Source organism: Jeongeupia wiesaeckerbachi, assembly GCF_050916355.1.
GTDB classification, from domain to species: domain Bacteria; phylum Pseudomonadota; class Gammaproteobacteria; order Burkholderiales; family Chitinibacteraceae; genus Jeongeupia; species Jeongeupia wiesaeckerbachi.
This window is the reverse complement of the sequence record NZ_CP136946.1, coordinates 592,381-611,741: the sequence shown is the minus strand read 5'-3', so window position 1 is coordinate 611,741 and position 19,361 is coordinate 592,381. Positions and strand designations below refer to the sequence as shown.

Genomic DNA, 19,361 nt, shown 5'->3' with positions numbered 1-19,361 from the left:
CCGTGTACTGTCCCAAGCATGGCGCGCAACGCCGCCCGCGGCAACGGCGAGCGTAAAAAAGCCCGGCTTGCGCCGGGCTGAGCGGGATTGTTGTTCTTGCTTGTTATCAGAGCTTGAAGCGGCGGATCTGTCCGGCCAGTTGATCGGACACCGACTTGATCGACTGTGCCGCGTCGACGGTGCCGCGCGCGGCGGCCAGCGTGCCGTTCGACGACTGGGCGACTTCGTCGACGTCGTTGCGGATCGCCCGGCTGGCGCCGACCTGGTCGGCCAGCGTGCGGCCGATGCCGTCGACGACCTTGGCGGTCGCCTCGGTTTCGGCACGGATCGCCTTGACCGCTTCGCCGCCTTCCTTGGCCTGGCGAATGCCTTCCTTGAGCTGTTCGACCATGTCGTCCATTCGCGTCTTGGCGTTCTGGCTGCTGGTCTGCACGGCATTGATGGTATTGCCGATTTCCTGCGTCGCCGTGCTGGTGCGTTCGGCGAGCTTGCGGACTTCGTCGGCGACCACGGCAAAGCCGCGGCCCTGTTCGCCGGCCCGCGCCGCCTCGATCGCGGCGTTCAGCGCCAGCAGATTGGTCTGGTCGGCGACGTCGCGGATCACCGCGATCACGGCCGAGATGCTGCCGACACGGGCGGCAAGGTCATCGATGCTGGTCTGGGTGTCGCCGACCGATTGTTCGGTCTCGGTCAGCCGCGCAACCGCCGCCGAAATCACCTGCTGGCCCTTGGCCGAGATGCCGGTGGCCGCTTCGCTCTGACGGCGGGCGGTGTCGGCTTCGGTTTCGGCGCTCTGCGTCTGTTCGGCGAAGCGTTCGGCGGTCTGGGCGATACGGCGCGCGGCGTCGCCCTGGGCTTCGACGAGGCGGTTGCTGCCTTCGGCCTTGCCGACGATGTCGTCGCTGGTCCGGTGCAAGGTGCCGACGGCCGATTGCAGTTCCTGCATCACGCCGCGCAGCGCGTCGCGCATTTTCAGCACCGAGCCGTAGATGCTGTTCGGCGCAACGTTGCGGCTGGCCTGACCGGCGGCGAGGTCGCCGTCGGCGACGCGCTGTACCAGCTTGAGGACTTCACCGGGTTCACCGCCGAGATCGCGCAGCAGCCGGGCCACCGCGGCGAGCATCAGTGCAGCGACAACGCCAGCAACGATCAGGCAGACGATGACCTGCCAGCGGGCGCTGGCCCAGAAGCGGGCATCGGCCTCGGCCGAGCTGACGCCGGTGCCGACAATCCAGTGCCAGCGCGGTGTGCGCTGGGCGACCGAGGTCAGGTCGACGATCTTGCCTTCGCGCAGGCTGTCCCACGGGTACTCGGTCAGCGCGCCGCCGGATTTGTCGAGCGCGGCTGCGGCGATGGCGCCGACGCTCTTGCCCTGCGCATCCTTGAATTCGTTGAAACTGGTGCCATGCAGTTGCGGATCGAGCGGCGTCGCGACAAAGGTCAGCTTGTCGTCGGTAACATAGACGTACTCGGATTTGTGGTATTTGTTCTCGCGCAGAATCTGCGTGGCGAGCTTCTTGGCTTCGTCGTCGCTGATGCTGCCGCTCGCCGCAGCGCTTTCGAGCTGGGCGATCGTGTTGTACGTGCTCTTCATCAGCTGTTCGATGCGGGCGCGGTTGTCGAGGTTGGCGGCGTGGCGCATGGTGAACAGGCCGGCAAGCATGACGCCGAGCAGCGCGACCAGGACCAGGGCTGACAAGCTCCAGGCTTTTAGACGCAAAGTCATCGAGAACTCCGTTTAAAACGACAAAAACGCTGTAAGCATACCGTGAAATAAATCAGAGAAAGCTTATTTGGGTCAAATGCAGACCATTGGTCATGCAGCCGTGGCTGCAATGCAACAATGGCCGTATGTCGATCGCGTGAAAACCAGAAGGTGCCTGTCGCCGTTCACGTCGATCGGCAAGGCCTGAACCACTTCGCAAGGGGTTGTATGGAAACAAAAAATGCTTGGGTCGAGCCGGCGATCGCGACGTGCGCGGTGGTGGTGCTGCTGGCCTTGTCGTACCAGATTCTCGCCCCGTTTATCGCCGCGCTCGCCTGGGCCGGGATTCTGGTCTATGCCAGCTGGAAACCTTACGAAAAGCTGTCGAAATTGATGCGTGGCAATCGGCTCCTGCCGGCGGTGCTGTTGCTGGGCCTCTTTGCGCTGGTGATCGTGTTGCCGCTGGTGATTGCCGGTGTCGAGCTGGCCGGCAATATGGATGGCATCTCGCACTGGTTGCAGGTGCATATCGAGGCCGGGCTGCCGCCTTTGCCGCACTGGCTGTCGTCGATGCCGTGGGTCGGTCCGAAGCTGGCCGAGTTCTGGAGTGGCTTGTCGCAGGGCGATCCCGAGGTGATCAACCGGCTCAAGGAGTGGATGAAGCCGCTGGGCAGCGTGTTGCTGCTGTTCGGCAAGGCGATCGGCAGCGGGTTGCTGCTGATGCTGATGAGCCTGGCGTTCGCGTTCTTCTTCTACATCGGCGGCCATGAAATCGTCCGGTGGTTCATTCGCGTGCTCAACAAGATCGGCGGCAAGCGCGCCGAGGAGCTGCTGATGATCGCTGCCGGTACGGTGCGCGGCGTTGTCTACGGCTTCATCGGCACCGCGCTGGTTCAGGGCGCGCTGGCGTGGTTCGGCTACTGGCTGGTCGGCATCGAGAACGCCGCTGCGTTTGCGCTGGTCAGCTGCTTCCTGTCGCTGATTCCGGGCGGCCCGAGCGTGCTCGGCCTGCCGGTGGCGCTGTGGATGTATCAGCAGGGCGATACCGGCTGGGCGGTGTTTCTCGCGATCTGGATGCTGGCGGTCGTCAGCATGGCCGACAACGTCGTCAAGCCGCTGTTCATCGGCAAGGAGAGCAATCTGCCCTTCGTGCTGATCCTCGTCGGCGTGCTCGGTGGTGCGCTGGCCTGGGGCATGCTCGGTGTCTTCCTTGGGCCGACCCTCCTGGCGGTCAGCTACGCGCTGCTGCACAACTGGGCGGCGCGCAAGATCGAGGAAGAGGATCGGGCCGCCGAGACCGGCGATCAGGCGCCGAACGACCCGGCACAATAAAAGATCCGGCGGCTACCGGCGTGCGTGGGCAAGCCGGTGGTCGAGCGCGACGATCAGCAGGCCGGTGCAGATGAAGGCAAGTGCAAAGGCCGCGGCGTTCCACAGCACCGGGCCGTAGCCGTGGCTGGCGACGTTGACGAAGGGATAGGGATAGCGCGACAGCGCCCAGCCGCTGATCAGCACATAGCCGAAGTAGGCCACCGGGTAGATCAGCCAGCGGAACGCGTCGCGCCAGCGCAGCGTGCCGACCGGCGCATAGCCGAGCCAGTAGCACAGGTAGGCGGCGGGCAGGATGTCGTGCAGCAACAGGTCGACGACGAACTCCAGCCCCTGTGGTGCCCACAGATGCCGCAACAGCAGCTCGTAGGCAATCGCGACGACCAGCACATAGACGAGGCTGGCCGCGCGGACTGCCGGCCGCCACAACCAGCGGGCCAGCCGCCAGTGCGGGCCCAGCAGCGCCGCCGACAGCACCAGCGCCAGCAGCAGCACGCTCAGATTGGTGAAAAAATCAAAGAAGCGCGACAGCGCGAAAACCAGTGAGTGCCCCTGTTCCAGCTCGGCCGATACGGTCAGGCCCAGGCGTGCGAGCACGGCAAACCATGCTGTCAGTCCCAACAGCAGTTCAAGGTGGCGTGCCCATGAGCGGGCGGAGGGAGGGAGGCTGGCCATTCGGCGGTCTTCGAATACTTCGGCGGCGCAGGCAGGACGACACGCGCCGGTTCTACCGTCTTAGCGCCGATTGCCGCTGGCGGCGAGCTGCATGTCGGATCGACCGACTACCGGTGCGTCGCCCCGCGGACGCCGGCGGGCGTGATGCGCCGCTACGTGGCTGCGCCGGCTTGTCGAGCAGACGCCAGACGGTGAGGTTTTCGATCCAGAAGCACCGCCCCGATTGGGCGATACGCAGGCCACGGTAACCGCTGGCGTCGCCCGGACGACAGCGTGGGGTCGACGAGATCGCGGCCGGTCGGTCGGCGGTGGCTGTCGCACAGCAGCGTGGCGAACGCCGCGGTGTAGGGCGTCACGATCAGGCAGGGGTGTCTCCGTAGGTGTAGCCCGATTGTGCGGCCTCCTCGCGCAGCCAGTCGACGAAGGTCGCTACTGCGGGCCGGTACGGCGGCGGCGATGGCGATATCAGCCAGTAAGCGCCGACCATCGGCAGCGTGGTCTGAAACAGCCGTACCAGCCGGCCGGCAGCCAGATCGTCGTGCACCAGCACCTCGCGTGCGAGCGCGATGCCCTGGGCGTCGAGCGCAGCCTGCACCAGCAGCCCGGAGTCGGTGAAGACCAGCCCGTTTTGCGGTTCGGGCCAATCCAGCCCGGCCGCGACAAACCAGTCGTGCCACGGCTCGATCGACGAGCGCAGCAGCGGCCAGCGCGCAAGATCGGCAGGCTCTGCCGGCAGGCCGCCGGGCAGATTCGGGCTGGCGACGACGGCGAAGGCGTCGCGCATCAGCGGCTCGCAATACAGCCCGGGCCAGCCGCCGGGGCCGACACGCAGGCCGAGGTCGATGCCTTCGGCAAGCAGATCCTCGCGCGCCTTGGTCGAGCGGATCCAGATCTCGATCTCGGGATGGCGATTGATGAAGCGGCCGAGCCGCGGCGTCAGCCATTTGGCGGCGAACGACGGCAGGCAGGTCAGCACCACGCGCGGCCGCTCGCGCTCGTGCTGCAGTTCGGCGATCGTTGCGCCGATCCGGCACAGGCTGGTGTTGAGCGTCTCCGCCAGCTGCCGGCCTTCGGCGGTGAGCTTGACCCCGCGGCCGTCGCGGCTGAACAGCGCAAAGCCGAGCGTGTCTTCCAGCGCGCGAATCTGATGACTGACGGCGCCATGCGTGACGAACAGCTCGTCGGCGGCGCGGCCGAAATGACCGTGCCGTGCGGCGGCTTCGAAGGCGCGCAACGCCGGCAGCGATGGCAATTTCCCAGGTGCTTTGAATGGTGAATCCATTTCGTGATTCCGGCGAGAAATGCTCGTTTGTGGCGTGGCCTGCCGCTGCCGAAAATCTTGGCATGAGAACAGAAAAGGCGCAAACGGCGCCCAAGGAGCACATCATGCAGAACACAAGGCAACACCGCAGGCTGGATGCGGGATCCGTGATCCGGATTCATGCTTTGGAGCTGACGATTGCTTCGGGCGTGCTTTGGGCCACCGATGACGAGGGGCGCGATATCGTACTGAGCGCGGGCGATCGCCTGAGCGGTGGCGCGCTGCTGATCGAGGCCTTGCAACCGGCGAGCCTGTACTGGCGCAGCAGCGCCCCTTGCGGCCGCCTGCACCGCGCCACGGCCAGTGTTCGCCGCTGGACAAGGGCGGTTTTCGGCCGGCGCGAGGTGGTAGTGCGTTAAGCAGCTCACTGCCTTGCCGCGCAGGAGCAGGCACAATGGCGCTCCCTTTCCACCGGAGCCGCAGAGTGAAACAGCGATTGATCAACAGTCTGCTTGCCGTCTTGCTGGCCGGCACGGCGGCCATGGCTGCGGCCGGTACATGGCGCGAAGGCCGCCACTATTCGCCGGGTGACATCGTCAGCTATCAGGGGCGGCAGTACCGGGCGATCCAGGGGCACGACGCGCATCGTGGCGCCAACTGGAATCCGCGCGATGCCGCGTCGCTGTGGCAGCCGCTCGGCCGTCAGCAACACGGCCGCTACGACGACGGTCAGTATCATCCGGATCCGCGCTATGACGATGGTCAGTACCACCCGAATCCACGTTACGACGACGGCCAGTGGCGCCCGGATGCCCGTGACGACGCATGGCGTCGCCGGCACTGGGAGGAAAGCGGCCATCGCCGTCCGGACGGCTGGCGCGACGGTCACCGCTACGGCGGCGGCGACTGGGTCTGGTACAACGGCCGGGCCTACGAGGCGCGCCGGCCGCTGAGCGAGGCCGATGTCCGGCTGAATCCGCTGCAGCAGCCGGGGCTGTGGCTCGATATTTCCGCGTCACTGCGCTGACCTCGCGCCGAACTGGGCACGCCGGGCCTAGAGCCGATCCCAAAAGGCGGGCGAGCCAAGACAGCTCGGCGCCGCCCGACGAGAAATCGGAACGGGCAGGGCGTCCATGAGGACGCCTCATCGGCAGTACAGGGTGCGACCTGGAGAGAGCCCCCTTGTGGGGGGAGGCGCAACGGGCGGGGGCAAAAGGCGCCGTCGCCCAATGGCGACGTCTTACTGGTAGCCGTCTTCCTTGGTGTCGACGGTGATGCGCAGCAGCTTGCCGCTGGTGCCGGAAATGCCGCCACCGACGAAGGTCAGCCGGCCTTCCTTCTTGTAGTAGGTCTCGAAGCGGTAGGCATCCTTGCCGAAGTAGAACGGCACCCACGCCTTGCCGGTGGTATAGGTCTTGGTGTCGCTCGGGTTGCCGATCGTGTCCTCGACCTGCCGTTGCGACATGCCGATCTGCAGCTTGGCGAACTTGCTCTTTTTCGCTGGCGTGCCGACGATCTCGCCCTCATAGCTGCCATCCTTCGACATCACCTTGCGGCCACCGGGTGTCGACGCGTCGGCCTGCGGGGCCGCTGTCTTGCCGCCGTTGCTTGCCGCGGCCTTGCCGCCATTCGATGCCGGTGCCGACGACGTCTGGGTGCCGGACTGGTTGGCGCAGGCGGCCAGCAGCAGTGCGGCGGTAAGCAGGGCGAGGTGGGGGCGATGGAACATCTCGGTCTCCGGAGCAAGAGGCGGCTGGCGTCAGCCTGAAAACGAAAACAGGCTGCGGAAGCAGCCTGTTGTCATACTAACAAAACGTCAAAAATCTTACTTGAGCTTTGCGAGTTGCTGTTGCAGTTTCGCCAGCTTGTCGCTCAGCTCGGCGATCTGCGCGCGGTCCTTCTCGACCAGATGCGCCGGTGCCTTGTCGATGTAGCCCGGTTTTTCGAGCTTGGCGGTCATCTTGGTCAGGCCTTCCTCGGTCTTGGCGATGTCCTTGGAGAGGCGCGCGGTTTCGGCGGCCTTGTCGACTTCGACCTTGAGCATCAGCCGCGTGGTACCGGCGACGGCGACCGGCGCATCGTCGTCGGGCAGGCGGGCCGTGACGTTCACTTCCGACAGCTTGGCCAGCGACTTCAGGTAATCGCCAAAGCGCGCCAGCGATGCATCGCCTTCCAGGAACATCGGCACCTTGGTTGACGGCGGCAGGCCCATTTCGGCGCGCAGATTGCGTGCGGCGAAGGCGATGGCCTTGAGCTCGTCGACCGCCGCATAGGCCTCAAGGTCGATCTTGCTTTCATCGGCGACCGGCCATTGGGCGATCATCAGCGAATCGGTGTCCTTCTTGCCGGCCAGCGGTGCGACAACCTGCCACAGCTCCTCGGTAATGAAGGGCATGATCGGGTGGACGAGCCGCAGGATGACTTCGAGCACGCGGATCAGCGTGCGTCGCGTCGCGCGCTGCTGCGCTTCGGAGCCGGTCTGCGCCGAAACCTTGGCCAGTTCGATATACCAGTCGCAGTACTCGTTCCAGACGAATTCATAGATCGCTTGCGCGGCGAGGTCGAAGCGGAAGGTGTCGAGTGCCAGCGTCACCGATTTCTCGGCCTCCTGCAGCTTGCCGATGATCCAGCGGTCGGCGAACGAGTAATCCAGCTCGGCATTCGCTTCGAGGCCGCAATCCTTGCCCTCGACATTCATCAGCACGAAGCGCGTGGCGTTCCACAGCTTGTTGCAGAAGTTGCGGTAACCCTCGCAGCGCTTCTGGTCGAAGTTGATCGAGCGACCGAGCGACGCCAGCGAGGCGAAGGTGAAGCGCAGCGCATCGACGCCGTAGGCGGGGATGCCGTCCGGGAATTCCTTCTCGGTTTTCTTGGCAACTTGCGGGGCTTTTTCCGGCCGGCGCAGGCCGCTGGTGCGTTTTTCCAGCAGCGGTTCGAGCGCGATGCCGTCGATCAGGTCGACCGGATCGAGCACATTGCCCTCGGACTTGGACATCTTCTTGCCCTCGCCGTCGCGCACCAGCCCGTGCACGTAGACGTGGCTGAACGGCACCTTGCCGGTGAAGTGCTTGGTCATCATGATCATCCGGGCGACCCAGAAGAAAATGATGTCGTAGCCGGTGACCAGCACGCTTGACGGCATGAAGGCCTTGAGTTCGTTGGTGTCGTTCGGCCAGCCGAGGCTCGAGAACGGCACCAGGGCCGAGGAGAACCAGGTGTCGAGTACGTCGTTGTCGCGCGTGACCGGCTTGCCGCCGGCCTGGGCGACGGCCTCGGCCTCGGTGCGGGCAACGTAGACCTTGCCATCGGCGTCGTACCACGCCGGAATCTGGTGGCCCCACCACAGTTGGCGCGAGATGCACCAGTCCTGGATGTTGTTGAGCCACGCGTAATAGGTATTGACCCAGTCGCCGGGAACGAACTGCACCTCGCCGTTCTGGACGACTTCGAGGGCCTTGTCGGTGATGCTCTTGCCGGTTTCGTCGGCCTTGCTCATCGCGACGAACCACTGGTCGGTCAGCATCGGCTCGATCACCGTGCCGGTGCGATCGCCACGCGGCACCATCAGCTTGTGCTTCTTGGTTTCGACCAGGAAGCCGCCGGCCTCCAGATCGGCCAGCATCGCCTTGCGGGCGTCGCGGGTCGACAGGCCTGCATAGGCCGCCGGCAGTTCGATGGCATCAAACGCCGAACCATCGAAGCCGAACACCTGCGCCTGCGGCAGGATGGTCGCGGTCAGGCTCATCACGTTGATGAGCTTGGTGTCGTGGCGCTTGCCGACCTGATAGTCGTTGAAGTCGTGCGCCGGGGTGATCTTGACGAAGCCTGTACCGAAATCCTTGTCGACGTATTCGTCGGCGATCACCGGGATCTGCCGGCCGGTCAGCGGCAGCGCGAGCTGCTTGCCCAAAAGGTGCTGGTAGCGTTCGTCGTCCGGATTGATCGCCACGGCGACGTCGCCGAGTAGCGTTTCCGGCCGCGTCGTCGCGACGGTAATGAACTCGTCCGAACCCACGACCGGGTAGTTGATGTGCCACATATGGCCATCTTCTTCCTCGCTGACCACTTCGAGGTCGGAGACGGCGGTGCCGAGCACCGGGTCCCAGTTCACCAGTCGCTTGCCGCGGTAGATCAGCCCTTGCTCGTACAGCCGGACGAAGACCTCAGACACGCAGGTCGACATCTTGTCGTCCATGGTGAAGTATTCGCGGCTCCAGTCCACCGACGCGCCCATCCGGCGCATCTGGCCGGTGATGGTGTCGCCCGATTGCTTTTTCCAGTCCCACACTTTTTCGATGAATGCCGGACGGCCGAGATCGTGGCGCGATACGCCCTGGGCGTCGAGCTGGCGTTCGACGACGATCTGCGTCGCGATGCCGGCGTGGTCGGTGCCCGGCAGCCACAGCGTGTTGTCACCGCGCATCCGGTGGTAGCGGGTCAGCCCGTCCATGATCGTCTGGTTGAACGCATGGCCCATGTGCAGCGTGCCGGTGACGTTCGGTGGCGGCAGCTGGATGCAGAACGACGGCGCGGCCATGTCCATGCTCGGGCTGAAGTAATTCGCGCTTTCCCAGCGCGGATACCAGCTGGCTTCGATGGCGGCCGGTTCAAAGCTCTTGGCAAGCTGTTCGAGGGCGGTGGGTTCGGTAGCAGAGCTCATGGCGGGCGGCGAAAAATCGGTGAAAAACAGGCAATTATACAGGGTCGGACGACGCGCGTCGGCGCGGCTTGCTTGCCATGGTTCCCGGCGTTTTGTAGGTAATCGTAACGGTTGGGGTTTCGCTGTCGGTCAGCCACAATGGTGAATGAGGTAATTAGGTTATTGTCAGTTCTTGTCCGTCATTTCTCAGGAGGTAATGCGAATGTCCAGCAATGGTGAAGCGAATCTGAACCAAGATGAACTGATCGACGATCTGCGCAATGTACTTGCGGAAACCGAGTCGATGCTCAAGGAAGTCGCCAGCGATGGCTCCGAACAGGGCCGGGCGCTGCGTGAAAAAATCGCCGCCAACCTTTCGGTCGCCAAGCAGAAGCTGGTTGAAACCGAGCGCCTCGTTGCCGGCAAGGCCAAGGTCGCGGCCAAGGTCACCGACGAATACGTGCATGAAAACCCGTGGACCTCGGTCGGCGTCGCCGCAGGTGTGGGTTTCCTGCTCGGCCTGCTGGTGTCGCGCCGCTAAATCTCCTCCGCCGGCTTGCATGCAAGCCGGCGTTTCGGGCATCGTGCCCGTCCCTTATTCCGAGCCCGTGTCCAATACATGAGCGAAACCGAATCGGCCGGCCAACATGCCGGCCACCCCAACGTCCTCAAACGGCTGGCCGGCAGCGCGCTGGGTTTGCTGCACGCCCATCTTGGCATCCTGTCGATCGAACTTGAGGAGGCGCGCGAGCGCCTGCTGAAAACACTGGTGCTCGGCGTGCTCGGTGCCGGCCTGCTGCTGCTGGCGCTGCTGGCGATCACCCTTGGCGCGATCCTGCTCGTGCCCGAGCCTTGGCGCGTCTATACCGTGGTTGCGCTCGTGCTGGCTTTCCTTCTGCTCGGTGCGGGCAGCTTGTGGTTCGCCTGGAACGGCATCCGCCATGCCAAAACGCCGTTCGCGCTGACGATCGAAGAACTGCGCCGCGACAAGGAGCATTTCCTGCGATGAGCGATCCGCGCCTCAAGGGCCGCGAGGCCCGCAAGCAATTGCTGCAGCTCGAAGCCGAAACGCACCGGCTGCAGATCGCCGTCTGCCTGACCGAAATCCGCGCCCCGCTGGCCCAGGGCAAGCGCGGACTGCTGTGGCTGTCGATCCTGAAGAAACTGCAGGGCAACGGCGGCATGCTGATGCTGGCCAGCAAACTCTTCACCAAGAAATACCGCGTACGCGGCATCGCACAGATGCTGCCGGTGGCGCTGGGCGCGTGGAAGGTGATGCTGCTGGCGCGGCGCTTGTTCAAGCGTAGCTAGCCGCCAGTGAGTCACTCTCTCTTTGAGTTGCTCGCGACGCTGGAAGAGGCGAGGGTCAGCTTCACACTAGGGCGGTTTCGCCATGACACCGTGCTGGTGACGCTTACGCTGGCTGGAGAACGCGTTGAAATCGATGTCTTTGAAGATGGTCGTATGGAGGTCGCGAGGTTCCTTGGATCCGAGGGCATCGTTGGCGACCAGCAGCTTGTGCTGCAGTTGATTCGAGAAAATGCAGGTTCGCCAATCGACTAGTGGTTTTGTCGTGTCTGGCAACGAAAGAGCATGTGTGCATTAACAGATACAAAAAAAGCGCGACCGAGAGGCCGCGCTTTTTTATTGAGGTCGATACGATGAATCAAGCCGCCGCGCGATGCCTTGCCGCAACCATATTCCCCGGCTTCAAGCGGCGCAGCGCAAGGCCGTCACGATTGAACACATGGAAGGCGGCAGCCGGGGCCGACAGGGCGATGGTGTCGCCGATGTGCACGGCGCGTTCGCCGTCACCGCGCACCACCACGTCCTGACCGTTTTCCAGCGTCAGGTACAGGTAGTTGGCTTCGCCGAGGTGCTCCACCAGATTGACGGTGCCGCGGAAGCGCTCGCTGCCCTGATCGCCCTCCCACAGGTGCTCGGAGCGGATGCCGACGCTGACCTTGTCGCCGATGGCGACGCTGCTGCCGTCGACTTCGGTGCGGATGATCTGGTCGCCAGCGACCTTGACCGCCACGCCGGTGGCCGAGGCTTCGGTGACGATGCCGTCGATCAGGTTCATTTTCGGCGAGCCGATGAAGGTCGCAACGAACAGGTTGGCTGGCTGCTGGTACAGCTCGAGCGGGCTGCCGGCCTGCTGGATGTGGCCGTCGTGCATCACGACGATCTTGTCGCCCAGCGTCATCGCCTCGACCTGATCGTGGGTGACGTAGACGATGGTCGCGGCCAGGTCCTTGTGCAGCTTGGCGATTTCGAGCCGGGTCTGCACGCGCAGCGCGGCGTCGAGGTTCGACAGCGGTTCGTCGAACAGGAACAGCTTGGGTTCGCGGACGATGGCGCGGCCGATGGCGACGCGCTGGCGCTGGCCGCCCGACAGTTCGCGCGGCAGCCGTTCGAGCAGGTGGTCGATCTTGAGGATGCCGGCCGCGTGGCGGATGCGGCGGTCGATTTCATCCTTCTTGGCGCCGGCGATCTTCAGCCCGAACGCCATGTTCTTGTAGACGTTCATGTGCGGGTAGAGCGCGTAGCTCTGGAACACCATCGCGATGCCGCGTTCGGCCGGCGGCAGGTCGTTGACGCGGGCGTGATCGATTTCCAGATCGCCGCCGCTGATCGATTCGAGCCCGGACAGCATCCGCAACAGCGTCGATTTGCCGCAGCCCGACGGGCCGACCAGCACGACGAATTCGCCGTCGTTGATCTCGAGGTTGATGCCGGACAGCACGTTCTGCTTGCCGTCGTAGGATTTGGTCAGGTTCTTCAGTGCAACTTGGGACATGGCTGTTTACTCCGGATTACTTCACTGCACCCGCGGTGATACCGCGGATCAGTTGACGCGAGGCGAACACGTACATCACGAGGACGGGCAGGACGGCGAGCGAAAGCGAGGCGAGCACGGCGTTCCAGTCGGTGACGTACTGGCCGATGAACTGCTGCACGCCAAGGGTGACGGTCTGGGTTTCTTCGCCCGGGGCGAGGATCAGCGGGAACCATAGGTCGTTCCAGATCGGCACCATGGTGAACACGGCGACGGTGGCTACCGCGGGCCGGATCAAGGGCAGGATGATCTGGAAGAAGATCTTGAACTCGCCGACGCCGTCGCAGCGCGCCGCTTCCTTCAATTCCTTCGGCACCTGCTGTATGAATTCGCCGAGGATCATGATCGCCAGCGGCAGGCCTTGCGCCACGTAGACGAGGATCAGCGCGGTCAGCGTGTTGGTCAGCTCGAGTTTGACGATCAGCTCAAGAATCGACACGGTGCCGAGGCGGATCGGCACCATGATGCCGAAAGCCATATAGATCGCCAGCAGCTTGCTGCCGCGGAACTTGTACTCGGACAAGGCCCAGGCCGCCATCGCGCCAAGCACCAGGATCAGCACCAGCGACACCAGCGTGACGGTGAGGCTGTTGCCGAAGAAATGAATGAACGGCGACTTGGCGAGCACCTTCTCGAAGCCGACCAGCGACCAGGTTTCGGCGGTCGGCAGCGACAGCGGCGAGTCGAAAATGCCTTCCTTGCTTTTCACCGAGTTGATGATGACGAGCAGGATGGGGAACAGCGCCAGCAGCGTGTAGCCGCCGAGCACCAGATGGGTGAAGCCGGTGCCGGCCGCGCGGGTGACTTTGTGTTTCATGGCCCGATCCTCAGAAAGCGAAGCGCTGCAGCTTGCGCTGGATGAAGTAGAAGTAGACGCCGACGCCGGAGAGGATGATCAGGAACATCGTCGTCGCCACCGCTGCGCCCATCGTCGGGCTGCCGATCTGGCTCTGGTAGCCGAAGAAGGTGCGGTAGAAGAAGGTGCCCAAGAGATCGGTGCTGTAGTTCGGTCCGGCGATCGCGCCCTTGACCGCGTAAATCAGGTCGAAGGCGTTGAAGTTGCCGACGAAGGTCAGGATGGTGACGAGGCCCAGCGTCGGCAGGATCAGCGGCAGCCGGATCGTCCAGAAGATGTGCCACGAGCTGGCGCCCTCGATCCGCGCGGCTTCGATGATTTCGTCAGGAATCGCGATCAGCGAGGCGTAGATCAGCATCATCGGCACGCCGACGAACTGCCACACCGAGATCAGCGACAGCGTGATCAGCGCGCTGCCTTCGTCGCCGAGCCAGGGCTGGAAATAATCGGCCATGCCGACGAAGCCAAGCAGCTTCTCGGAGACGCCCCACAGCGGCGAGAGGATCAGTTGCCAGATGAAGCCGATGATCACCACCGACAGCAGCGTCGGCAGGAAGATCAGCGTCTGGTAGCCCTTGGCACCGCGCACGCCGTGCATCGACAGCAGCGCCGCCAGCAGCAGCGCGATCGGGTTCTGCACGAACATCACGATCAGGAAGAACTTCACGTTGTTGTGCATGGCGTTCCAGAAACTGGCGGACCAGTCCGGATCGGTCAGGAGCTTGATGTAGTTGGCCAGGCCGACGAAGGTCTGTTGACCCGAGTCGTGCGTGGTGAAAAACCCCAGCCTGAGCGTATCGAGCAGCGGCAACGCGCTGAACGCGGTGTAGATCAGGAAGGCGGGGGCAAGGAAAACGGCAATGTGCCAGGGGAAGGCGCGTTTCATGGCCTCACTCCGAAGTTCGGGCAAAAAAATGGCCGGCGGCACGCCGCCGGCCCAACAGCTACACGTTCGACTGCAGAGGAAGACTTACTTCTGTTGCGGCTTGTACCACTTGGCGAAACCGGTCTGGATGCGGGTGGCCGCATCCTTCGGCGTCATCTTGCCGTTCAGGACCTGGCTGTTGACGTTCCACAGCTCGTTTTCCATGTTCGGCTCGCCGCGGTTCATGATCTGGGCGTTCAGGCGGATCGTCGACGCGCAGCTCTTGCGCCAGTCGAGCATCTGCTTGGCGACCGGATCCTTGACCGAGATCAGGTGATTCGACAGCGAATAGAAGCCGGTGACCTTGTTGGTGTACAGGTCGGCGAATTCCTGCGAACCCAGCCACGTCAGGAACTTGTACGCGTCGTCCTTGTTCTTGGACTTCGGGTTCACGCCCATGCCGATATCCGGATGATCCGAGATGTAGCACTTGTCACCGGCCTTCGGCACCGGCGGCGGGAAGGCGCCGTATTCGAACTTGGCGTTCTGGTTGTAGTAGGAGATGTCCCACGAGCCGACGGCGACGACGGCAGCCTTGCCCGATGCGAACAGGTTCTGCGTGTCGGCATAGGTCTGGGCCGAGTAGCCCTTGGCGAGGTACGGGCCCCACTTGCTCATTTCGTCCCAGGCGGCGACGAATTGCGGATCGGTGAACTTGGCCTTGCCGGCGATCAGCGCCTTGCGGCCTTCCTCACCCTTCCAGTACGGCGCACCGATCGAGGTGAACACGATCTGGTTGGCTTCCCACTGGTCGGCGGTACCCAGTGCCAGCGGTACCTTGCCGGCCTTCTTGGCGGCTTCGAGCACCTTGTGGAATTCGTCGATGGTCTTCGGCGGCTGGACGCCCAGCTCGGTGAAGATCTTCTTGTTGTACAGGAAGCCGTGCATCACCGCGCCCATCGGCATGCAGAACGACGACTTGCCATCGTCGGTCTGCCACGCCACCTTGGCCGATTCCGGGAAATTCTGCATCCCTTGCTTGCCGTTCAGGCTTTCGAGGTAACCCTTCTTGAACAGGTCGAGCGACTTGTCGAACGGACGGCAGGTGATCAGGTCACCGGCGGTGCCGCCAGTAAGGCGGGTCTGCAGGCTCGAGTCGTACTCGGTCGGCGCGGTCGGGGCGAACTTCACCTTCACGTCCGGATATTTCTTGTTGAACGCCGGGATCAGCACGTCTTCCCACAGCGCCTTGTCGTCAGTACGCCACGATTCGATGGTCAGGTTGCCGGCTTGTGCAGCGCCGGCGGCGAGCAGCGCGGCACAGAGTGCCGTGCGGATGAAGCGGTTGCCTTGCATGTATCGACCTCCTCAGGTCTGGAGTGGTGCCTGTATCTCTTTGTGTGGATCGGCTTGGTACCGACCGTGGCTGCACAGTAGCATCGGCGTTTTTGTGACACCTAGTAGTGCGATGTTTCCGACTACGTATTTGCTTATGTCATTGATTTTTAATTGATTTGTTTGTTTTTTCGTTGCTGGCGCTGTTACGTTTTATTACGTTCCGGGCACGTCAATGCGGTGCACCGGCTGATTTCACGGATCATGAACGCCGAACGCGGCCCGCCAGGGCCCTAACGCAAGTTCAACAAACGCAAGCTTTCTTTACAAAATGCCGGTCAGCCTTACTGATAAGCTGCGGCGAAAACCCAGACAGCGATGCCCTTGCTCCGAGTCCACTTCCTCTGCTGCGCCGTGTTGTGCACGGCAACGATCGCCGCACGTGCCGATGATCACTTTGACGTGTTGCACTGGTGGACGTCGGTCAGCGAGCGTCGTGCCGTCGATGAGCTGGCCGAGCGCGCGGTCGACGACGGCGTGGCGTGGCGCAACGCGGCGATTCCCGGTGGCGCCGGCATTGGCGCGATGAAGGTGCTCAAGGCGCGCGTGCTCGGCGGGCGGGCGCCCGACTCGGCGCAGCTGATCGGCCCGGCGATCACCGAGTGGGCCGACCTCGGGCTGCTGCTCGAACTCGACGACGTCGCCGCCGCGGGCAACTGGAACATGCGGCTGTTTCCGACGATCTGGACGCTGGTGCGCCAGCGCGGTCACGTGGTCGCCGCGCCGCTGGGCATTCACCGGATCAATGTGCTGTTCTACAACCGCAAGGTCTTCGCCGATGCCGGGCTGGCGCCGCCGAAGACCTGGGCCGAATTCGACCGGGTCGCCGATGCGCTGGCCCGGCGCGGCGTGACGCCGCTGGCGCAGTCGGGCCAGCCGTGGCAGGTCGCGACGCTGTTCGAGACGCTGGCGCTGTCCGAAGGCGGGCCGGGTTTCTATCGCTCGCTGTATGCGCGCCGCAACAGCAATCTGTGGTTCGACGCCCGGGTGACGCGGGCGCTGAACCGGCTGCGCGAGTTGCGCCGCTATGCACCGCAGGGCGAACCGGCCTGGGATGTGCTGGCCCGATCGCTGGCGCGCGGCGATACGGCGATGTTCATCATGGGTGACTGGGCCAAGGGCGAGTTGCAGGCGCTCGGCAAGGCCGTCGATATCGATTTCGGCTGTATCGCCGTGCCGGGCACCGAGAACATGCATCTCTACAGCGTCGACAGCTTCGTGATGTTCGCCGGCAACTACGGCACGCAGCCGGAGCAGGAAAAACTCGCCAAACTGATGGTGAGTCCGTCCGTCCAGGCCGCGTACAACCACATCAAGGGCTCGGTGCCGGTGCGCCGCGATGCCGACACGGCGACGATGGATGCCTGCGCGCGCGCCTCGTGGCGCACCTTTGGCCGCGGCGCCGGCGTGCAGGCGCCAAGCATGGTGCACCGGATGGCCACCGACGAAACGCTCAAGGATGCAATCATTGCCCAGCTGCACCGCTTCTACAGCGACGATCATGTCCCGGTCGGCGAGATCCAGCGCCGCATCGCCGGACTGGTGCGCACGCTCGCGGAGCAAGGAGGAGACGAAAAATGACCCGCAAGATACTGCTTGTCGACGACGACCAGAAAATCCGCACGCTGCTCAAGACCTACCTCGAGAAAAACCAGTACGAGGTGCTGCTGGCGCATGACGGCGCCAGCTTCCTCGCCGAGTTCGAACGCAGCCGCAACGAGCTGTCGCTGGTGATCCTCGACGTGATGCTGCCCGATACCGACGGTTTCGCGCTGTGCGCGCGGGTGCGTAAAAGCTCGACCGTGCCGATCATCATGCTGACCGCCAGCGCCGACGACACCGACAAGATCGTCGGTCTCGAACTCGGCGCCGACGACTACATCGGCAAGCCCTACAACCCGCGCGAACTGCTGGCGCGGATCAAGGCGATCCACCGCCGGACGGGCGAGGCGACGCCCACCGCATCGCGGGCCTTGCGCTTTGCCGGCTTTACGCTCGACACGCTCGAGCGCACGCTGACCGCGCCCGATGGCGAGACGGTCAAATTGACCGGGCTCGATTTCCAGTTGCTCAAGCTGCTGGTCGAACGTCCCGGCGAAATCCTTGACCGCAGCTGGCTGGCCGAGGCGACGCGCGGCCGCGATCTCGGCCCGCTCGACCGTTCGCTCGATGTGCAGATCAGCCGGCTGCGCCAGCGCCTGAACGACCGCGATGCGCAGCTGATCAAGACCGTGCGCGGCAGCGGCTACGTATTTTCGGCGTCGGTATCGGCCGACTGATGGCCAGCCGCTTTATCCGGCTGATCGACCGGCTGCCGCCGCGCTCGTTGACGGCCAGATTGTCGCTGGTGATGGTGCTCGGCGTGCTCGGCGCCCAGGCGCTGGGCAACTGGATCTGGGCGAACCAGCTCAAGACCCACGCCAGGGACGAAGCACGCAGCGCCGCGCAGTACATCGCCTTCGGCGCGGCCAGCGCGATCCGCTTCTTCCAGAGCCTGCCGACCAATTACCGGCCGATCCTGATCGAACAGCTGCACGAGATGGGCGGAACGCGGTTTTTCGTCGCCTTCAACAAGGATGCCGTCGCCATCACGCCGATCACGCCGTCGCCGCTGGCCGATGCGGTTGCCGCTACGGTCCGCGACGTGCTGGGCCGCGAGATGCCGCGCATCACCGACGTCCGCGTCGGCTTCGCCTGGCCCGAAGGCCTGGCGGTGTCCGACGATGGCGCGACGCTCGACGACCTGCCCGACAACTGGGTCCAGCACTCGCTGATCATCAAGCCGCGCCCGGCGCCGATCCTGGTGATCCAGGCCGAAATCGAACCGGGCGGCTGGTTGTATCTGGCGACGCTGATGCCCGATCCGTACTTCCTCGACAAGGCCGACCCGCTGTCGCGCGATCGGCTGGCGCTGCAGCTGGCGACGCTGGCGGCGGTGCTGTTGCTGTCGCTGTGGGTGGTGCGCTGGCTGACGCGGCCGCTGAAACAGCTCGCCGACGCCGCCGAGGTCTTCGGCCAGGGCGGCGAGCCGCAGTTGCCCGAGACCGGCAGCCTCGAATACCGCAAGACGGCCAAGGCCTTCATCGCGATGCGCGAACGCATCCAGCGCTACCTGATCGACCGTGAGCGGCTGTTCGCAGCGATCTCGCACGACCTGAAAACGCCGATCACCCGGCTGAAGCTGCGCACCGAGATGCTCGACGACGACGCGACCCGCGCCGAGTTCCACGAGGATCTCGACGAGCTGGACATGATGGTCAAAGGTGCTCTGCAAAGCGTCAAGGACTCGGACATCCACGAAAACCGCACCGCGATCCGGCTCGACAGCCTGCTTGAAAAAATCATTGCCGACGCGCAACTGGCCGGCCGCAGCGTTGCGCTGGCGGCGGCCGAGACGACGGTGATCGCCAAGCCGCTGGCCTTGAAGCGCGCCATCGTCAATCTCGTCGATAACGCGCTTTTCTACGGTGAACGTGCGGAGATCATGCTGTCCCGCCACGATGAGCAGGTCGAGCTGGCGATCCGCGACCATGGTCCCGGTGTGCCCGAGGAAATGCTGCCGCGCCTGTTCCAGCCCTATGTGCGGCTCGAACACGGCCGGCAGAGCAATCAGGCCGGGTCCGGCCTCGGCCTCGGCATCGCCCGCGACATCGTCCAATCCCACGGCGGCGAGCTGAAGCTGGCGAACCACCCCGAGGGCGGGCTGGTCGCGACGATCGTGCTGCCGGCCGGCAACGGCAAGGCTGGCGATGTGTCAGCGGTAACGGCTGAACGTTGAGCTTTCAGGCGAGCCGCAG

20 protein-coding genes are annotated in these 19,361 nt (G+C 64.2%); 10 read left to right on the top strand and 10 right to left on the bottom strand.

Annotation, left to right across the window (positions count from 1 at the left end):
* Positions 1 to 106: 106 nt before the first annotated feature.
* Positions 107 to 1,726, bottom strand: coding sequence for a methyl-accepting chemotaxis protein (locus R0382_RS03040; RefSeq protein WP_432722195.1), 1,620 nt, complete (start codon positions 1,724 to 1,726; stop codon positions 107 to 109).
* Between the two features lie 207 nt (positions 1,727 to 1,933).
* Here R0382_RS03040 and R0382_RS03035 point away from each other — a divergent pair, with 207 nt between their 5' ends.
* Entirely contained in the window at positions 1,934 to 3,037 is a 1,104-nt protein-coding gene (locus R0382_RS03035) for an AI-2E family transporter (protein WP_432722193.1), read from the top strand.
* A 12-nt stretch (positions 3,038 to 3,049) separates the two neighbouring features.
* Here R0382_RS03035 and R0382_RS03030 read toward each other — a convergent pair whose 3' ends face one another.
* From R0382_RS03030 to gcvA, 3 genes are all read right to left on the bottom strand, one after another.
* Positions 3,050 to 3,631 (bottom strand): Pr6Pr family membrane protein, encoded by a 582-nt coding sequence (locus R0382_RS03030; RefSeq protein ID WP_432722191.1) that lies wholly within the window; start codon positions 3,629 to 3,631, stop codon positions 3,050 to 3,052.
* 130 nt (positions 3,632 to 3,761) lie between these two features.
* Positions 3,762 to 3,998, bottom strand: a complete 237-nt coding sequence (locus R0382_RS03025; protein WP_432724122.1) for an MEKHLA domain-containing protein — start codon at positions 3,996 to 3,998, stop codon at positions 3,762 to 3,764.
* A gap of 69 nt (positions 3,999 to 4,067) precedes the next feature.
* Complete coding sequence (gene gcvA / locus R0382_RS03020) at positions 4,068 to 4,991, bottom strand: transcriptional regulator GcvA (protein WP_432722189.1); 924 nt, start codon at positions 4,989 to 4,991, stop codon at positions 4,068 to 4,070.
* On the opposite strand from gcvA, the gene R0382_RS03015 reads away from it, so the two are divergent.
* On the top strand, positions 4,979 to 5,389 hold the full coding sequence (locus R0382_RS03015; protein ID WP_432722188.1) for a hypothetical protein: 411 nt from the start codon (positions 4,979 to 4,981) through the stop codon (positions 5,387 to 5,389). The genes gcvA and R0382_RS03015 overlap by 13 nt on opposite strands.
* Positions 5,390 to 5,454: 65 nt before the next feature.
* On the top strand, positions 5,455 to 5,997 hold the full coding sequence (locus R0382_RS03010) for a carbohydrate-binding protein (RefSeq protein ID WP_432722187.1): 543 nt from the start codon (positions 5,455 to 5,457) through the stop codon (positions 5,995 to 5,997).
* A gap of 213 nt (positions 5,998 to 6,210) precedes the next feature.
* Here R0382_RS03010 and R0382_RS03005 read toward each other — a convergent pair whose 3' ends face one another.
* Both R0382_RS03005 and R0382_RS03000 read right to left on the bottom strand, forming a co-directional pair.
* The gene (locus R0382_RS03005; protein WP_432722185.1) at positions 6,211 to 6,699 is read right to left on the bottom strand and encodes a hypothetical protein; all 489 of its coding nucleotides are present in this window, start codon (positions 6,697 to 6,699) and stop codon (positions 6,211 to 6,213) included.
* A 96-nt stretch (positions 6,700 to 6,795) separates the two neighbouring features.
* On the bottom strand, positions 6,796 to 9,630 hold the full coding sequence (locus R0382_RS03000) for a valine--tRNA ligase (protein ID WP_432722183.1): 2,835 nt from the start codon (positions 9,628 to 9,630) through the stop codon (positions 6,796 to 6,798).
* Between the two features lie 202 nt (positions 9,631 to 9,832).
* Between R0382_RS03000 and R0382_RS02995 the strand changes: the two genes are divergently transcribed.
* The 4 genes from R0382_RS02995 (at position 9,833) to R0382_RS02980 (ending at position 11,172) form a co-directional block, all read left to right on the top strand.
* On the top strand, positions 9,833 to 10,150 hold the full coding sequence (locus R0382_RS02995) for a DUF883 family protein (protein ID WP_432722181.1): 318 nt from the start codon (positions 9,833 to 9,835) through the stop codon (positions 10,148 to 10,150).
* Positions 10,151 to 10,228: 78 nt separating this feature from the next.
* Positions 10,229 to 10,618 carry a phage holin family protein gene (locus tag R0382_RS02990; protein WP_432722180.1) on the top strand — a complete coding sequence of 130 codons (390 nt, stop codon included), beginning with the start codon at positions 10,229 to 10,231 and terminating at the stop codon, positions 10,616 to 10,618.
* Positions 10,615 to 10,920 (top strand): hypothetical protein, encoded by a 306-nt coding sequence (locus R0382_RS02985; protein ID WP_432722178.1) that lies wholly within the window; start codon positions 10,615 to 10,617, stop codon positions 10,918 to 10,920. Before R0382_RS02990 ends, R0382_RS02985 begins: the two co-directional genes overlap by 4 nt.
* 6 nt (positions 10,921 to 10,926) lie before the next feature.
* The gene (locus R0382_RS02980) at positions 10,927 to 11,172 is read left to right on the top strand and encodes a hypothetical protein (RefSeq protein ID WP_432722176.1); all 246 of its coding nucleotides are present in this window, start codon (positions 10,927 to 10,929) and stop codon (positions 11,170 to 11,172) included.
* 103 nt (positions 11,173 to 11,275) lie between these two features.
* Here the strand turns inward: R0382_RS02980 and R0382_RS02975 are convergent, their stop codons facing one another.
* The 4 genes from R0382_RS02975 to R0382_RS02960 all read right to left on the bottom strand — a co-directional run bounded on the left by R0382_RS02975 (position 11,276) and on the right by R0382_RS02960 (position 15,525).
* Entirely contained in the window at positions 11,276 to 12,409 is a 1,134-nt protein-coding gene (locus tag R0382_RS02975) for an ABC transporter ATP-binding protein (RefSeq protein ID WP_432722174.1), read from the bottom strand.
* A gap of 16 nt (positions 12,410 to 12,425) precedes the next feature.
* Positions 12,426 to 13,265 (bottom strand): carbohydrate ABC transporter permease, encoded by an 840-nt coding sequence (locus R0382_RS02970; protein WP_432722172.1) that lies wholly within the window; start codon positions 13,263 to 13,265, stop codon positions 12,426 to 12,428.
* 10 nt (positions 13,266 to 13,275) lie between these two features.
* Positions 13,276 to 14,190, bottom strand: coding sequence for a carbohydrate ABC transporter permease (locus R0382_RS02965; RefSeq protein ID WP_432722170.1), 915 nt, complete (start codon positions 14,188 to 14,190; stop codon positions 13,276 to 13,278).
* A gap of 84 nt (positions 14,191 to 14,274) precedes the next feature.
* Complete coding sequence (locus R0382_RS02960) at positions 14,275 to 15,525, bottom strand: ABC transporter substrate-binding protein (RefSeq protein ID WP_432722168.1); 1,251 nt, start codon at positions 15,523 to 15,525, stop codon at positions 14,275 to 14,277.
* A 357-nt stretch (positions 15,526 to 15,882) separates the two neighbouring features.
* Between R0382_RS02960 and R0382_RS02955 the strand changes: the two genes are divergently transcribed.
* The 3 genes from R0382_RS02955 to R0382_RS02945 are packed head-to-tail and all read left to right on the top strand — an operon-like array spanning position 15,883 to position 19,342.
* Entirely contained in the window at positions 15,883 to 17,145 is a 1,263-nt protein-coding gene (locus R0382_RS02955) for an ABC transporter substrate-binding protein (RefSeq protein WP_432722166.1), read from the top strand.
* On the top strand, positions 17,142 to 17,843 hold the full coding sequence (locus R0382_RS02950; protein ID WP_432722164.1) for a response regulator: 702 nt from the start codon (positions 17,142 to 17,144) through the stop codon (positions 17,841 to 17,843). Before R0382_RS02955 ends, R0382_RS02950 begins: the two co-directional genes overlap by 4 nt.
* On the top strand, positions 17,843 to 19,342 hold the full coding sequence (locus R0382_RS02945) for an ATP-binding protein (protein ID WP_432722163.1): 1,500 nt from the start codon (positions 17,843 to 17,845) through the stop codon (positions 19,340 to 19,342). The genes R0382_RS02950 and R0382_RS02945 overlap by 1 nt, the downstream gene beginning before the upstream one ends.
* Positions 19,343 to 19,361 lie beyond the last annotated feature (19 nt).